At 28.7% G+C, this 15,472-nt stretch carries 12 protein-coding genes; 1 reads left to right on the forward strand and 11 read right to left on the reverse strand.

The features are described 5' to 3' along the window. Nucleotides 1-30: 30 nt before the first annotated feature. The 11 genes from ABCM86_RS08075 to purR all read right to left on the reverse strand — a co-directional run bounded on the left by ABCM86_RS08075 (nt 31) and on the right by purR (nt 13,874). Nucleotides 31-1,647, reverse strand: a complete 1,617-nt coding sequence (locus ABCM86_RS08075; protein WP_295574733.1) for a polysaccharide biosynthesis protein — start codon at nt 1,645-1,647, stop codon at nt 31-33. Nucleotides 1,648-1,913: 266 nt separating this feature from the next. Further along, nucleotides 1,914-2,453, reverse strand: coding sequence for a stage V sporulation T C-terminal domain-containing protein (locus ABCM86_RS08080; protein WP_195931679.1), 540 nt, complete (start codon nt 2,451-2,453; stop codon nt 1,914-1,916). 325 nt (nt 2,454-2,778) lie between these two features. After that, nucleotides 2,779-3,801 carry a peptidylprolyl isomerase gene (locus ABCM86_RS08085; RefSeq protein WP_295677477.1) on the reverse strand — a complete coding sequence of 341 codons (1,023 nt, stop codon included), beginning with the start codon at nt 3,799-3,801 and terminating at the stop codon, nt 2,779-2,781. An 18-nt stretch (nt 3,802-3,819) separates the two neighbouring features. Beyond that, nucleotides 3,820-7,215: a transcription-repair coupling factor gene (gene mfd, locus ABCM86_RS08090; protein ID WP_343003811.1), complete on the reverse strand. Its 3,396-nt coding sequence runs from the start codon at nt 7,213-7,215 to the stop codon at nt 3,820-3,822. An 11-nt stretch (nt 7,216-7,226) separates the two neighbouring features. Then, a complete protein-coding gene (gene pth / locus ABCM86_RS08095; RefSeq protein ID WP_195930206.1) occupies nt 7,227-7,790 on the reverse strand; it encodes an aminoacyl-tRNA hydrolase in 564 nt (187 codons plus the stop codon). Nucleotides 7,791-7,803: 13 nt separating this feature from the next. Further along, entirely contained in the window at nt 7,804-8,370 is a 567-nt protein-coding gene (locus ABCM86_RS08100) for a prepilin peptidase (protein WP_243269575.1), read from the reverse strand. Between the two features lie 111 nt (nt 8,371-8,481). After that, entirely contained in the window at nt 8,482-9,537 is a 1,056-nt protein-coding gene (locus tag ABCM86_RS08105; RefSeq protein WP_343003812.1) for a PilT/PilU family type 4a pilus ATPase, read from the reverse strand. A 339-nt stretch (nt 9,538-9,876) separates the two neighbouring features. Beyond that, entirely contained in the window at nt 9,877-10,827 is a 951-nt protein-coding gene (locus ABCM86_RS08110; RefSeq protein ID WP_343003813.1) for a ribose-phosphate pyrophosphokinase, read from the reverse strand. Between the two features lie 63 nt (nt 10,828-10,890). After that, nucleotides 10,891-12,273: a bifunctional UDP-N-acetylglucosamine diphosphorylase/glucosamine-1-phosphate N-acetyltransferase GlmU gene (gene glmU, locus ABCM86_RS08115; RefSeq protein ID WP_295778766.1), complete on the reverse strand. Its 1,383-nt coding sequence runs from the start codon at nt 12,271-12,273 to the stop codon at nt 10,891-10,893. Between the two features lie 345 nt (nt 12,274-12,618). Next, complete coding sequence (spoVG, locus tag ABCM86_RS08120; RefSeq protein ID WP_343003815.1) at nt 12,619-12,897, reverse strand: septation regulator SpoVG; 279 nt, start codon at nt 12,895-12,897, stop codon at nt 12,619-12,621. A gap of 128 nt (nt 12,898-13,025) precedes the next feature. Next, nucleotides 13,026-13,874: a pur operon repressor gene (gene purR / locus ABCM86_RS08125; protein WP_195930210.1), complete on the reverse strand. Its 849-nt coding sequence runs from the start codon at nt 13,872-13,874 to the stop codon at nt 13,026-13,028. A 230-nt stretch (nt 13,875-14,104) separates the two neighbouring features. Between purR and murC the strand changes: the two genes are divergently transcribed. Next, nucleotides 14,105-15,457 carry a UDP-N-acetylmuramate--L-alanine ligase gene (murC, locus tag ABCM86_RS08130; protein WP_343003816.1) on the forward strand — a complete coding sequence of 451 codons (1,353 nt, stop codon included), beginning with the start codon at nt 14,105-14,107 and terminating at the stop codon, nt 15,455-15,457. Nucleotides 15,458-15,472: the final 15 nt, after the last annotated feature.

The following is a 15,472-nucleotide window of genomic DNA, read 5'->3' on the forward strand; positions in this document are numbered from 1 at the left end:
ATTGTCTTTATCTCAATATCTATTCCTATTCTAATTCATTAACTTTAATTTTTTTAACATTCTATAGATTTTTTCACCTTTTGGCATTAGTAATATTTCTTCTTTTCTCATACCACCGATAGCAAGTAATACTATAACGTATACTAATCCACCTATCATGATTGATATTAAAGTTGAAAGTGTGTTACTAGCTAATATTTTGAATGTTAATGCATAACTCATTTTAACAACAACAAACATAGTTATTACTGTTAATAATGGTTTTAATAAAAATTCTTTTTTCGAGAATTTCATATTTAAGTGTTTCTTTATGTATAAAAACTCTATTAACGCTGCAACTGCATATGCTGTTAAAGTTCCTATAGCTGAACCAAATATATTTATAGATGGTATTCCTGTTAATGTATAACTTAGTATTACTTTAAATACCATACCTATTGCTAATGCAATAACTGGTACCATTGGTTTACCCATACCTTGAAGTATACCGTTTTGCGCATATATTAATCCTAAGAATATAGCAGAAGGCGCACAAGCAAATAACATTTTTCCTATTGCCCCTGTTTCACTTGGATATAATAAACTCATTATTGGAGTTGCTAATGCAGCTAATCCAAATGCACATGGTAATACTATTATTAATATTAATTTAATTCCGTTTCTAGCTTCTTTTTTAACTCTTCCACGTTGATTTAACGCATAAGCTTCTGAGATAGATGGAACTAAACTCATACCTATAGCTTGATCTATAAATACCGGTAAGTTAACTGTTGCCATAGCCATACCTGTTAATTGACCTAATAAAGAGTTTGCTGTATCAACATCAAATCCAGTTTCTTGAAGTCTTCTTACAACCACTATACTATCAACCATATTAACTAAAGGCATAACACAAGCACCTATAGTTATTGGTACTGCAACATATAAAATTCTTTTTAATACTGTTTTTGTACTTTCAACTCTAAAGTTCTTACTTAATTCAAGTTCTGCACGACGCTCTTTTGAAGTTCTTAAGTACGCTAAAATTAAAAATACTATTGATGCAAATCCACCTATTGCTGCTCCTAATACACCACCAGCAGCTCCTTGTTCTGGTCCAAAACTAACCATCCAATAATAAGCGATTGCTATACCTAAAACAACTCTGAAGAATTGTTCTACCATTTGAGAAATAGCAATTTTGCTCATTTCTCTTCTACCTTGGAAATATCCTCTGAATGAAGACATTAACGGTACAAATAAAAGTGCTGGCGCTATCGCCTTCATACTTGCTAATGCACCTTCATTTTTCATAATACCATTAACTATGAAATCAGCTCCAAAATAGAATATACAGAATGAAACAAGACCTGTAAGGAATAATACAGTTGATGCCACTCTGAACGTCTTAGCAGCTCCGCCATAATCCCCAATAGCCCTTTTTTCTGAAACTAATTTAGCTAAGGCAGTCGGAAACCCAGCTGTTGCTAATGTTAAAAATAATGTATAAACAGGGTATACAGCTTGGTAATATCCCATACCAGTAGAACCTATTAAGTTCCCAAGTGGTATCCTAAAGAATGCCCCCATTATTTTAACAACAACACCTGCTGCACCAAGTATAAGTGCTCCCTTTAAGAAGGAGTCTTTATTTTTGTTGTTATCCATGACACATGACCTCCATTTTATTAAACATATGAAATTATATTCATTCAAATTTCAAATAATATCATTTCATTTTAAAATACAAAGACTGCTTATATACAAACTCCGATTCTTTGTATATAAACATTTGTAATAAATTTTAATATATCACACTTCTAATGATTTATTCAATATTTTCCACATTTTTAATAATGTCTTAAGATTTTGTTTATAAATCGTTTCAGAATATCTAAAAATTAAAGACCCTATAAAAAGGGTCTCTTGATAAATTATTGAACTTGCTTTCCTAAGAAACTACATGCTACTTTAAGGATTTTGTCGATTCCTTCTTGTAACTTTTCGTTTTCTTTAGCAACTATAACTATACTTCCTATACAGTCCCCAGATACGCTTATTATAGGCATTATCATTTGTTCACTATATGAATTGCTATCTTCTTTGTATAGAGGTATTTTATTCTCGTCTTTTATTTCTTTTGTTTCTCTATTTTCTATTAATTGTTCTAATTCTTTACTTATACTTTTTTCTTTGTAATCTTTTTTAGGTAATTTTGATACAGATATTATAGAGTCTAAATCTGTTATAACAACTCCGTATCCTAATGTTTCACCTAATGTTTCAGCATATTCTTGTGAGAATTCATTTAATTCACCTATTGGAGAATATTTTTTTAATATAACTTCTCCGTCTTTAGCTGTGAATATTTCTAGTGGATCCCCTTCTCTTATTCTTAAAGTTTTTCTTATTTCTTTTGGAATAACAACTCTTCCTAAGTCATCTATTCTTCTAACTATACCTGTCGCTCTCATTTATGATAATCCTCCATTAATTTCTTTTATTGTATTTTTGCCATTGAAAAGAAAAATATACAAATTTCGGTTACAATTATATAATAATTATTTATTTTTTGTCAAAAATTTTTTCTATTTTAATTATATTTATAATTTTAAAATTTATGTATTTTTTTATTTTCGCTTAAATTCGATAAATTTTTACACCGTTTTTTTGGCATATCCCCTTATTTTTTAAGATAATATCCATTTTTTACTATATTTTTATTTTTTTTCGAAATAATAAGGGGAACAAATTTTTCAATTTATTCCCCCATTTTTTTGACTGTATTTTTTGTAAAATCTATTTGTATGAAATAGATTTTACAACATCATCTTTTTCTTCTATTTTTGCTTCTTCAAATAATTTTGTTACTTCTTTATTAAATTTTTCAGATAAAACAGCAGATTTAACGCGGTCTTTTGCTTTATTAAATGTAGTAGCTTTATCTGTTACTTTAATTATATGATACCCATATTGAGTTTCAACTATGTCTGAAATTTCATTTTTATCTAATGCAAATGCAGCATTGCTAAATTCTTCAACCATTTCTCCAGCAGTGAAATCGCCTAAATTACCTCCAGATGAAGCATTTGCACTATCATCTGAATATTCTTTAGCTAATTCAGCAAAGTCTTCACCTGATTTAGCTTTTTGAAGTACTTCTTCAGCTTTTTGTTTAGCTGCAGCTTTTTCTTTATCAGATAACTCATTTCCACTATCATCTTGAGTTGATATTAATATATGAGATGCAGTTACTGTATCATATGACTCTTTATTTTTTTCATATTCTTTCTTTAAAGTACTTTCATCTACTTTTGTATTTTTATTATAATACTCTTTATAAGCACTATATGCTAATTCTCTAGTTAAAATATATTTTAAGAATTCATCATTTATACCAGCTTTTTTAGCTTGTTCTTTTGTCGAATCATTGCTATTTACAGTTTTATTAAAAGTATCTACTTGTTCTTGAACTTCTTTATCTGTTGGAGTTACTTTAACTTCTTTAGCTTTTTGATATACTACTTCTGATTGTTCCATAGATACAAGTATTTGAGATTTGAAAGCATCCCAATAAGTTTGTTTTTCATCACTTTTACTTTTTGAATCACTAGAACTTGCTGTATCTTCCATTTCAGTTTTCCAAACTGAAGATGTATATCCGTAATTAGATTCATATACTAACTTAGTCCAGTTAACATAAGTTTCAAAATATTTAGCAGGTATTTTTTCACCATTTACTGTTGCAACTGCCTTGTCAGAACACCCTATCATGCTTATCCCTAAAACAAATGATAGTACTAACGCCATAACTTTTTTCATATCATGCACCTCTTCATATTATTTTTCGTTTAGCTTACACATTTTTTCTAGTAAATCTACTAATTCATTTACAATTTTGTAGCCAACCTTTTCTTTAGTTTTGTATCTTGTTAAAGGTACTAAACTAATTTCATTTTGATTTTGAGTGACTCTTTCTATCTTTAGTTTTTTGCACATAGATTTTATATATGCTATATAAAGTAAAGTTTGAACTGATCTAGGTACATCTGAGAATCTATCTACTAATTCTTCTTTAACTTCTTCCATATCATCTTTATTTTCTATAGATGCTATTTTCTTATACATTTCTATTTTATCAATCTCTTCTGAAATATAAGAATTAGGAATATATGCATTTACAGCTAAGTTAATTTCGACATCTATAGGTTCTTCTATTACCTCGCCTTTTACTTTCTTTATAGCCTCGTTTAGCATTTTTACATATAAATCATAACCTATCACTGCCATGTGACCATGTTGTTGTGCTCCTAGGATATTTCCAGCACCTCTTATTTCTAAGTCCCTCATAGCTATTTTAAACCCAGAACCAAATTCTGTAAACTCCCTAATTGCTTTTAGTCTTTTTTCTGCTATTTCACTTAATACTTTGTCTTTTTCATACATTAAATATGCATAACCTTGTCTAGAACTTCTACCTACTCTACCTCTTAACTGATAAAGCTGAGCAAGCCCCATTTTGTCTGCATCATATATAATCATTGTATTTGCATTTGATATATCCATTCCTGTTTCAACTATTGTTGTACAGACTAACACATCATATTCTTTATTTAAAAATCCTAATATAATATTTTCAAGTGCCTTAGATGTCATTCTACCATGTGCAACAGCTACTCTAGCATCTGGTACTAATTTTTGTACCATACTCGCCATCTCTTCAATCTGTTCCACTCGATTGTAGACGAAAAAGACTTGTCCACCCCTAGCGATTTCTCTTTCTATTTCATCTTGAATTATACTTTCTTTTGCTTCTACAACATAAGTTATAACTGGATGTCTTTCTTGTGGTGGCTCTTCAATTACACTCATATCTCTTATTCCACTTAATGACATATGTAACGTTCTTGGAATAGGAGTTGCTGATAATGTAAGTACATCAACAGTATTTTTTATCTTTTTAAGCGATTCTTTGTGTCTAACTCCAAACCTTTGCTCCTCATCTATTACTACTAGTCCTAGATTAGGTAAGTTTATATCATCAGATACTATTCTATGTGTTCCGATAAGAATATCCACTAAACCTTTTCTAGCATCATTTATTATTTCTCTTTGTTGTTTAGCCGTTTTGAATCTACTTAAAACTTCTACTCTTATTGGATAGTTTTCAAATCTCTGTTTAAATGTGTTGTAATGTTGTTGAGCTAATATAGTTGTTGGAACTAATATAGCGACTTGCTTTTGGTCCATACAAGCCTTAAATGCTGCCCTTATAGCAACTTCTGTTTTACCATACCCAACATCTCCACAGACAAGTCTATCCATTACTTTTGATGATTCCATATCTTTTTTAGTTTCTTTAATTGCTTTTAACTGATCTTCAGTTTCTTCATATGGAAACATTGATTCAAACTCTTTTTGCCAAACTGTATCTTTAGAGAATTTATATCCTTTTACCTTTTCTCTTTTTGCATAAAGTTCAACTAAATCTTTAGTCATATCTTCTATTTCACGTTGAACTTTTGCCTTTGCTTTAGTCCATTCATTTGTTCCAAGCTTATTTAATTTAACCTTTTGAGCATCTGCACCTATATATTTTTGAACTTTGTCCATTTGGTCTATAGGAACATATAAATTATCTCCACCTTGGTAAATTATTTTTAGGTAGTCTTTCTTAACTCCATTAACTAATATCTGTTCAATACCTGTATATCTACCTATACCGCTATTTTCATGAACTACATAGTCTCCTATTTTTAAATCTAAAAATGATTCTATTTTTTGTCCGTTTTTATTTTTCTTCTTTTTAGATTTTTTAGAAACTTTTTTATTTACGCCTATTATTTCACTATCAGTTATTACTTGGAATTTAATAGATTTATATTCAAATCCCTTGCTAAGATTGGCTGGAACAATAACTATTTGTGATGACTTTAATTCTATATTTCTGCTTTTTGATATAGCTACTTCTAAACCTAAGTCAAATAAATCTTTATGTAGCTTTTTACATCTATCTGTAGAATTTACAGCTAGTATAACTTTGTATCCGTTATATCTAAGTTTATTTAAATCTTCTACTAGCACATCTAATTTTGAGTTGTAAGAAGGTACTTCTCTAGAATCAAAATTAATAATATTAGTAACAGAAAATCCGTTTACTGGCTTTGGTAACAGAGAATTTATAATTAAATTCTTGTTCTCTAATAAGAATGGTAACTCGTCATATGAATAAATTAAATTACCTTGGTTTTTTATTGCTAAACCTCTTTCAAGATTTAGATTAAAATTATCATTAAACTCATTTACAAAGTTTTCACATCTTTCTTTTAGCCTAGATATATCATTCATAACTACTATTGCGTTGTCTGGTAAGTAGCTAAATATACTTTTATTATTTTCTTCATATAAATAATCTATATAGTTTTCTACCCCTTGGAAGTATGTCTTTTGGACAATATTTTCTATATTATTAAACACATCATCATCTGTATACTGATTTGTTTCAAGTTGTATCTTTTCAACTGCTGATGTTGTATCTTCTGGATATATAAATTCACGTGATGGTGTGATCACTACTTTTTTAATTTTTTCTATTGATTTTTGTGAAAAAACATCAAAAGTACGTATAGAATCGATTTCATCATCGAATAACTCTATACGGATAGGATTAGTATATTCTAATGAATATATATCTATTATTCCACCTCTAATACTGAATTGACCTAGCCCTTCTATTCTTGAGACTCTTTCATAACCCAGTCTGACTAATTTTTGACTCAATTCCTCTAAATCGATAATATCTCCAATTTTATAAGTATATATATTATCTAATAAAACATTTTTAGGTATATACTTTCTTAATATTGCATCTACAGATGTAACAACGATTGTTTTTTGTTTTTTAGCCAGTTTTAATAGTACTCTTAATTTCTTTGCTTCTTCATTTCTATCTTTTGCATCTAGGTGATAAAAATAAATTTCATCACTGCCTAAATACTCCACCTTATCCTTAGTATAAAAACAAAGTTCATTGTAGACCTTCTTTGCCTCCAAATCACTGTTTGCAATAAACAAAGTAGGTCTAGCTAGTTCTTTAAATATAGAATAAGTTATATGTGGCTTTTGCATATCTAAGAGACCATTTAGTTGTAATGATCCCTCTTTATTGCATATTGTATTTATAATCTCCTTATACTCATTTGAGTTTTTTAAAGGGTATACAAAAACATCCTCCATATAGCCCCTCCTTATTTTACATTATATCTATTCATTGCTAAATCTAGATCTTGTCTAATAGCGCAATCAATTGCGGCTACAGCATTTTCAAAACTTTCATTAAGTGATTTTTCATCTTCTTTTGCAAATCTAGATAAAACAAAATCTGCTAAATCTTGTCCATTTTTAGGTTTTGAGATTCCAACTCTTACTCTTGGGAATTCATTAGAACCTAGGCATTTAATTATAGATCTCATTCCATTATGAGTTCCACCACTACCTTTTTTTCTAATTCTAATTTTACCTACATCTAAGTCGATATCATCATATATTACTATTACATTTTCTAAATCAACGTTATAGTAATTGCATATATCTACTACTGATTCTCCACTTAAATTCATATAAGTCATAGGTTTAACTAAAATTACTTTTTCAGTTCCAACTCTTCCTTCACCTATCAATGCTTTATGTTTTAATTTACTTACGTCTATTGAATATTCCTTTGCCAAAAGATCTATAACATTAAATCCAACATTGTGTCTTGTTTTTTCGTATTTGTCTCCTGGATTTCCTAATCCCACTATTATATACAAAATTTTCGCCTCCTTATAAACCATTGTTTATCATTTCAAAATAGATTTTTATTATATCATATTGTGTTAGTATAATTAAAATTGTAGCCATAGAAATAAATGGCGTAAAAGGTATTCTCCTCTTTAAGTCCACTTTCTTTTGCTTCAAGATTATTAAAATTCCAAATAAAGAAGTTATAATAAAAGATAATGCGAATATATTAAAGCTGTGTTTTGCACCTAATACAAAGCAACATAATCCATAAACTCCTATATCGCCTTCTGCAAATGCCCTTGTAAATTTACAAATTAAAAAAGACAATAGAAGACCTATTATTAAACCAATAAAATGGTCTAATAACTCTGTATGAGGAATTCTAGCCAATATAAATATTATACTCTGAACTATTATACCACTAACTACTGTTATATCGTATACAAAACTTGTTCGAAAATCTATTATAGAAATCACAACTATAAATGGGATTAATAGTAAATAACTTATAGAATTTAAAGTTATATCATATTTATTATATATTAACAGTAAAGTTATTATACTTGTTAAATACACTATTATACTATTAGATAAAGAGTACTTCATTTCCTTGCATATTAAGTATATTAATTTATTTTCTATATAAGAAATTATAAAAAAAATAGTTATTATTGCATAAATCATATAAAATTTTTAAGATGGATTTTACTTTTCATTTTAAATTTTTATTATTTTTTCGATATATTGTAAATCATTACATCGATTTATTAAGGTTTCTTTAGATATCAAACCCTGTTTATAGAGTCTCGAAATGTCTTGGTCCATAGAGAACATATTTTGTTTTGATGAAGTTTGGATAATATTTTGAATTTGATATATTTTATTTTCTCTAATAAGATTACTTATTGCAGTATTTGTAATCATGACTTCAGTTGCAACTATACGAGATTTTTTATCAATTGTAGGAATTAGTTGTTGAGATACAATTCCTGTGCATGCTGTGGATAATTGACTTCTAATTTGTTGCTGTTTAGATGATTCAAATGTATCGATTATTCTATCTATAGTTTTAGCCGCTCCTATAGTGTGCATAGTAGAAAAAACTAAATGACCCGTTTCTGCTGCTCTTAATGCTATAGAAATACTTTCAGCATCTCTCATCTCTCCTATTAAAATTACATCTGGGTCTTGTCTTAAGCTTGATTTTAATGCTGAATTAAAGTTCTTTGAATCTCTTCCTATTTCACGTTGATTTACAATACTTTTTTTATGAGTGTGGATATATTCTATAGGGTCTTCTAAAGTTATAATATGACATTCTCTATTTTCGTTAATCAAATCAATTAAGCTTGCTAGTGTACTAGATTTTCCACTTCCAGTTGGTCCTGTAATTAAAACTAATCCCTTTTGTTTTTTAGTAAATTCTCTCATGACTTCTGGAAGTTTTAATTCTTCAAATTTAGGGATATTGTTTGGAATTATTCTTAGTGCCATAGCGTAATTGTTTTTTTGTTTATAAATATTTACTCTAGCTCTATGTCTATTAGGTAATGAAACAGAAAAATCCACATCTCCATATTCTTTGATTTTATTCATAAGACTTTCATCCGTAATCTGGTTTACTAAGTTATACACATTATCATTTGTTAATAATTCATTTGATAATTTTTTAAATTTGCCATTTATTCTAGCAACTGGGGATAAGTCGACGGTAATATGGATATCTGATGCATTTAAAGTGATTGCTTTATCTATTATTTGATATAAATCCATCTATCTCTCCTTTCTAAAAATTACTTATATGTGGATAATCATATAAATACAAGTAATTTATTTTTTAAGTATTTGTATTATCGCTAAATTTTAATATTTATATACAATTCTAGATTAAATAACTTTATTTTTTGACCTATACAGATGCTCTATGATTTATGGATTTTTAATATAATCCTAGATTTAACTAAAAATCAAAAAAATTCGCTTTGCTCATGGCGCCAATGAATCGGAGATTCCGTTGCTTAAGGTAATAAGTTGGAAATTAAAAAAATATTGCCCAAGTGATTATCACTTGGGCAATACCTACGATCAATAAATTCTTATATAATTTTCTTATTAGAATAATACACTAACAGATTCGTTATTGAATATTTTCTTGATTGCATCTGCAAATAAGTCTGCTACTGTTAATACTTCTATGTTGTCTAATTTCTTTTCTTCTGGAAGTTTTATAGTATCTAATACTATTAACTTAGTTATAGAAGATTCTTTTATTCTTTCTATAGCTGGTCCAGATAAAACAGCATGTGTACAACAAGCGTATATATCTCTAGCACCAAATTTCTTTAATGCATTAGCAGCGTTTGTTATTGTACCTGCAGTATCTATCATGTCATCAAGCATTATGATATTTCTGTCTTTAACGTCTCCTATTAAGTTCATAACTTCTGAAACGTTAGCTTTTGGTCTTCTCTTATCGATTATTGCTAGTGGAACATCTCCATCTAATTGGTTAGCAAATTTTCTAGATCTAGTAACACTTCCTAAGTCTGGTGAAACAACTGTTAAGTCTTCTAATCCCATTTTGTTGAAGTAGTTAGCTAGTAGGTTTTGTCCTAAAAGATGATCTACTGGTATATCGAAGTATCCTTGTATTTGTGCAGCATGTAAGTCCATAGTTAAAACTCTATCTGCACCAGCTGCTGTTAATAAGTTTGCAACTAATTTTGCAGTGATTGGATCTCTTGATTTTGCTTTTCTATCTTGTCTTGCATATCCGTAATAAGGAATAACAGCTGTTATTCTACCTGCAGATGCTCTTTTTAATGCATCTATCATTATTAATAATTCCATTAAGTTTTGGTTTACTGGATTGTTTGTAGATTGAACTACGAAAACGTCACATCCTCTTACCGTTTCATTCATATTTACAGATATTTCTCCGTCACTGAATTTAGTAACTACACAATCTGAAAGTTTAACTCCTACTTTTTCAGCTATTTTAGCTGCTAGTTCTGGGTTTGCATTACCAGTGATTATTTTAATCTCACTTCCGCTAGTATTCATTATTATCCTCCCGAAAAATTTATATATTATATTATTAGACAATTATGTCTATTAAAAGCAAATTTATTTATTATTTTTAGCGTCTTTTGCTTCTTTTCTAGCTACCCAACCTTCTTTAACAACTTGTCTTTGTCTTGCTATAGCTAATGCTCCATCTGGAACATCTTCAGTTATAGTAGAACCTGTTGCTATATATCCTTTATGTTGTATATGAACTGGGGCAACTAAGTTTGAGTTAGAACCTATAAAAGCTCCATCTTCCACAACTGACCTAAATTTATTTTTACCATCATAGTTTACAAATACTACTCCACATCCAATATTAACATCTTTTCCTACATCTGCGTCTCCTATGTAAGATAAGTGTGATGCTTTTGAGTAATCTCCTATGTTAGCATTTTTAACTTCTACGAAATCTCCTATTTTAACGTGGTTTCCTACGTTACTTTTTGGTCTTAAATAAGCATAAGGACCAACAGTCGTATTTTCGCCAACAGCGCTATCTATTATAGTAGATATTTTTATTTCTGTAAAATTACCTATTTTAGAATTTGTTATAGAAGAATTCATTCCTATTATACATTCTTCACCTATTTCAGTGTTTCCTTTCAACATTACACCTGGTTCTATAATTGTATCCTTACCGATTTGTACATTTGACTCTATATATGTATTTTCTGGGTTGATTATTGTAACTCCATTATCCATATGTCTTTTATTTATTCTTTTTCTCATGATTGCTTCGGCTTGTGATAACTGAACTCTTGAATTTACACCCATAAGTTCTTCTATAGTAGCTCCTACAAAAGCTCCTACTTTAGAACCTCTATCTTTTATTATTTTCATAGTATCAGTTAAATAATACTCTCCTTGAGCATTATTGTTATCTAATAGATCTAATGCTTCTTTTAGTTTATCACCTTTGAAACAATAAATTCCTGAATTGATTTCATTGACAGCTAATTCTTCTTCATTAGCATCTTTTTGTTCTACTATTCTTGCGAAGTTTCCTTCTGAATCTCTTATAACTCTTCCGTATCCTGTTGGATCGTCAACTTTAGTTGTTAAAACAGTAGCCATATATTCATTTTCTAAATGATAATCAAATAGCTTTTTAAGAGTTTCTTCTTCTATTAAAGGAGTATCTCCACATAGTACAACTATTATATCATCATCATTAATAGTATCTTTAGCCATTTTAACAGCATGACCTGTTCCTAATTGCTCAGTTTGCATTACTACAATAGCATCTTCTGGTATTACATTTTTTACAGTTTCAGAACCGTGTCCTAATATAACTACGACATCGTTCACACCTGATTTATTTGAAATATCAATTACATGGTTTACCATTTCTTTTCCACATACTTTATGTACTACCTTAGGGTTTTTAGATTTCATTCTAGTACCTTTTCCAGCAGCAAGTATTATTGCTTTAAAGTTCATTATTTCACTCCATTCATATAAATATTTTCTGTAAAGTAATTATTTACATACAATATTATATACTTTTGTCCGTTTTTTTTCTCAATAAAGTTGTATTTTTTTCAAAAACGTATGAAAAATATTATAGTATGCTAAATAAATCGTATAGATACATATTAATATCCGTATTTATCTCTAATAATATAACATTTTTTATTGAAAATTGCTAGGTTTTTCGCATTAATAATAATTAGTGTAAAAATGAGTTCTTACCACAGTATGATAATATCTCAAATTATGTATTTTTATACAAAAAAACCGAATCTTATGATTCGGTTTTAATATATAACAAATTAAATTATAAACTTATTCAGCAGCAACTTCTAATTGAGCTAAAGCTTCATGATAAGCTTTTAAAACTGTATCTTCAAGAACTTGTCTCATTTCTGCATTTATTGGATGAGCTATATCTCTAAAGTTACCTTCTCCTACTTTTCTACTTGGCATAGCAATAAATAGTCCATTATGACCTTCTATTACCTTAATGTCATGAACAACAAATAGGTTATCGAAAGTTATAGAAACTATACATTTCATCTTTCCTTCGTTTGTTATTTTTCTTACTCTTACGTCAGTTATGTTCATTCTCAATATCCCCCTTTATGATTTTGACAAAATATTACTTATTATAAACTGTATTCTAAATAATTCTATAAAGAAAACTGATATCCTCTTTTTTTTTGAATTTTAATTAAATTTTTCTAACTATCGTATTATTTATCATCAGATTCAAATTGTGAATCTCTATATTCATCTTTAAATGTTTTGAAATTAGGTTTTGCTATTATACTATCTCCGTTATTATCTATTTCAATTAATGATATGTAATCCTTTACCATTTTTTCTTGAGGTTTTGTTGTAGATATAAATACACCTGTACCCATTACTTGTGCTCCGAACTCATGCATTAAATCTGTCATACCTTTTAATGTTCCGCCACCTCTCATGAAATCATCAATTAATATAACCTTGCTATTTGGTTTTAATGCTTTTCTAGGTAAACTCATACTTTCTACTTTGTTGTTTCCACCTGTAACATAAGTCATACTTAATGTTGGTCCTTCTGAAACTTTCATATCTTTTCTTATTATAACTAGAGGTAGATTCATAGCTTTAGCTGTCATAAGTGCCATAGGAATACCTTTTGTTTCCATAGTTACTACATAATCAGCTTCAGTGTAATCTAAATTAGAAGCAAAGATTTTTCCGATTTTAGCAACTATAGCTGGATTGTAGATTAAATCTATTAAATATAAGAAACCTCCTGAAAGTTTTCTTGAGTCATCATTTACTTTTTCACATAATTCCATTAAGAATTGTTTATTTTCTTCAATTGATGTTTTTGGTATATATTTAACTCCTCCAGCAGCTCCTGAAATTGTAATTACTCTTCCTAATTCTAATTTTTCAAAAACATTTTTTACAACTAATAAATCTTCACTTATTGTAGATTTTGCAGCATTAAATTTCTCAGTAAAGTAACTTAATGTGTATATTTTGTTGGGGTTATCTGATAATATTTTTACTATAGCGCCTATTCTTTCCGTTCTTTTAAACTTCATAATTATTAAAACCTCCTAAAACGACTATCCTTACAATTTAAAGTATTTAATGCATAATCTCTCATAATATGGTATAATAAGATTTATGTTTAAACATAATATTTAATAAATAAAAGTATATATATTAATAGTATGTACATATTATACTTTAAATATTGAACATTAGTTAATTATACCACATAAATAGTTCAGATTATAGGACTTAATTAAAAAGAAAGGTGGTTTTATTTATGAATATACATTTTATTGGTATTGGTGGTATCAGTATGAGTGCCTTAGCAGAAATATGTCTTAATAAAAATTATACTGTTTCTGGTTCTGATATGCATGGCTCAGAACTTACTGAAAAATTAGAATCTCAAGGCGCAAAAATCTTTATAGGTCATGCTAAAGAAAATATATCTGATGATATAGATATAGTTGTATATACAGCTGCTATTCATCCAGAAAACCCAGAATTAGTTGAAGCAAAAAATAAAAATAAATTGACAATAAATAGAGCGGCATTTTTAGGCCAATTAATGAGAGAGTACAAAAACTCAATTGCAGTTTCAGGAACGCATGGAAAAACTACTACAACATCAATGTTATCTACTGTATTTGAACAGGCTGAATTAGACCCTACAATATTAGTTGGTGGTAACTTAAAATCAATAGGCGGAAATGTTAAAATAGGTCATTCAGATCATTTTATAACAGAAGCTTGTGAATATGTTGATAGTTTCTTAAACTTCAACCCTAAAATTTCAATAGTATTAAATATAGAAGAAGATCATCTTGATTACTTCTCTGGAATAGATGAAATAAAAGCATCATTCAACAAATTCGGTAAACTTTTACCTAAAGATGGTTACTTTGTAATCAATGGAGATAACCCTAACATGGATATATTACATGATGTTAAGGCAAAGGCTATTAAATTTGGTAAAAAAGAATCAAATGATGTTATAATAGAAAACATTGAATTTGATGATTTAGGATGTGGATCTTTTGATTTAAATTACATGGGTAAAAAATTAACTGGATTTAAATTAAGTGTACCTGGACTTCACAATATATACAATGCTACATCAGCAATAATCGTTTCATTAGTTTCTGGAATAGATTTAGAAACTATACAAGAAGGAATTTTAGCTTATACTGGTGTTGGTAGAAGATTTGAAAGAAAAGGTGAATATAATAATGCTGCTGTAATAGATGATTATGCACATCATCCAACTGAAATAAAAGCAACATTATCTACTGCAAAAAGATTCAAAAAAGGAACTTTATGGTGCGTATTCCAACCACATACTTACAGTAGAACAATATCTTTACTAGATGAGTTTGCAGAAGCATTCTACTCAGCTGATAAAGTTATAATAACTGATATCTATGCTGCTAGAGAAGATGACCCAGGAACTGTTCATTCAAAAGACTTAGTTCAAAAATTACAACACAATAACGTAGATGCTATATATATATCAGAATTTGATGATATAGTTAAATACTTAAAAGAAAATGTTCAACCAAACGATGTAGTAATAACTACTGGTGCTGGACCAATTTACTTAGTTGGTGAACAATTAATAAAAGAAGCTTAATTGTATATTTCTATA

The organism is Clostridium sp. 2218st1_F5_2218SCRN_220325, assembly GCF_039062665.1.
GTDB lineage: Bacteria > Bacillota > Clostridia > Peptostreptococcales > Peptostreptococcaceae > Intestinibacter.

Coding starts and splice junctions, on each gene's coding strand:
- ABCM86_RS08075 (WP_295574733.1), bottom strand. CDS start 1,647: ATGGATAACAACAAAAATAAAGACTCCTTCTTAAAGGGAGCACTTATA.
- ABCM86_RS08080 (WP_195931679.1), bottom strand. CDS start 2,453: ATGAGAGCGACAGGTATAGTTAGAAGAATAGATGACTTAGGAAGAGTT.
- ABCM86_RS08085 (WP_295677477.1), bottom strand. CDS start 3,801: ATGAAAAAAGTTATGGCGTTAGTACTATCATTTGTTTTAGGGATAAGC.
- mfd (WP_343003811.1), bottom strand. CDS start 7,215: ATGGAGGATGTTTTTGTATACCCTTTAAAAAACTCAAATGAGTATAAG.
- ABCM86_RS08100 (WP_243269575.1), bottom strand. CDS start 8,370: ATGAAGTACTCTTTATCTAATAGTATAATAGTGTATTTAACAAGTATA.
- ABCM86_RS08105 (WP_343003812.1), bottom strand. CDS start 9,537: ATGGATTTATATCAAATAATAGATAAAGCAATCACTTTAAATGCATCA.
- ABCM86_RS08110 (WP_343003813.1), bottom strand. CDS start 10,827: ATGAATACTAGCGGAAGTGAGATTAAAATAATCACTGGTAATGCAAAC.
- glmU (WP_295778766.1), bottom strand. CDS start 12,273: ATGAACTTTAAAGCAATAATACTTGCTGCTGGAAAAGGTACTAGAATG.
- spoVG (WP_343003815.1), bottom strand. CDS start 12,897: ATGAACATAACTGACGTAAGAGTAAGAAAAATAACAAACGAAGGAAAG.
- purR (WP_195930210.1), bottom strand. CDS start 13,874: ATGAAGTTTAAAAGAACGGAAAGAATAGGCGCTATAGTAAAAATATTA.
- murC (WP_343003816.1), top strand. CDS start 14,105: ATGAATATACATTTTATTGGTATTGGTGGTATCAGTATGAGTGCCTTA.